This is a genomic window from Pelorhabdus rhamnosifermentans (assembly GCF_018835585.1).
Taxonomy (GTDB): Bacteria; Bacillota; Negativicutes; order UMGS1260; family UMGS1260; genus Pelorhabdus; species Pelorhabdus rhamnosifermentans.
Genome location: NZ_JAHGVE010000087.1, coordinates 1 through 646, shown reverse-complemented (window position 1 = coordinate 646; position 646 = coordinate 1). Strand labels below are relative to the sequence as shown.

The window sequence follows — 646 nt, the reverse complement described above, 5'->3', positions numbered from 1 at the left end:
AGAACCGGGTACGCTTTTTTCGTACTCGGTTCTTTTGGGGATTCATACTCTATGCATTATCTTAATGACATTGCTCATGCTGGGAGCATTTTTTTGTGATAATGATGGATTAACCTTGTCCATTGAACCAGACATTTGTATTCAAGGTTACAGCAGCAGTAGCATCATTCGTAAAATATAACCGTGAGTATTTGAGAAAATTTCCAGAAACGAGTGGAATTAGTGTGGTACCAGAAGAGATGGTTGTTGTGGTGTCAGTGTACCAGAGATTTAAGTTGTTGTCGTCGGGGCTAATCTGCAGTCTAACAACAGGCGGTGTTGTGGCATCGGCAGCGGTAGTATAAAGAAACCAGGTCCATGTATTAAGAGAAGAGACATTTACGTCTGTAATGGCTAGTGATGAACCAATGCTAACTGCGAGATTTTGGAATGAGGTTTCGGTGAAACCTAATACTGTGCATACGCATCCAGGAATACTGACGGTAGGAGTGCCGGAAATGCTGACAGTAGGAGTGCCGTCGATGCTGACGGTAGGAGTGCCGGAAATGCTGACGGTAGGAGTGCCGGAAATGCTGACGGTAGGAGTGCCGGAAATGCTGACGGTAGGAGTGCCGGAAATGCTGACGGTAGGAGTGCCGGAAATGCT

Annotated in this window: 3 protein-coding genes; 2 read left to right on the top strand and 1 reads right to left on the bottom strand. The window is 45.8% G+C overall.

The window, feature by feature from the left end:
- On the top strand, positions 1-181 hold a 181-nt coding region (locus tag Ga0466249_RS25870; protein WP_215832378.1), incomplete at its 5' end, for a hypothetical protein.
- Here the strand turns inward: Ga0466249_RS25870 and Ga0466249_RS27965 are convergent.
- Positions 110-391 carry a DUF6385 domain-containing protein gene (locus Ga0466249_RS27965; RefSeq protein ID WP_376769326.1) on the bottom strand — a complete coding sequence of 94 codons (282 nt, stop codon included), beginning with the start codon at positions 389-391 and terminating at the stop codon, positions 110-112. The two genes, Ga0466249_RS25870 and Ga0466249_RS27965, sit on opposite strands and share 72 nt — an antisense overlap.
- A 49-nt stretch (positions 392-440) precedes the next feature.
- Here Ga0466249_RS27965 and Ga0466249_RS25865 point away from each other — a divergent pair.
- Positions 441-646, top strand: a 206-nt coding sequence (locus Ga0466249_RS25865; protein WP_215832377.1) for a hypothetical protein, incomplete at its 3' end; no start/stop codon positions are given.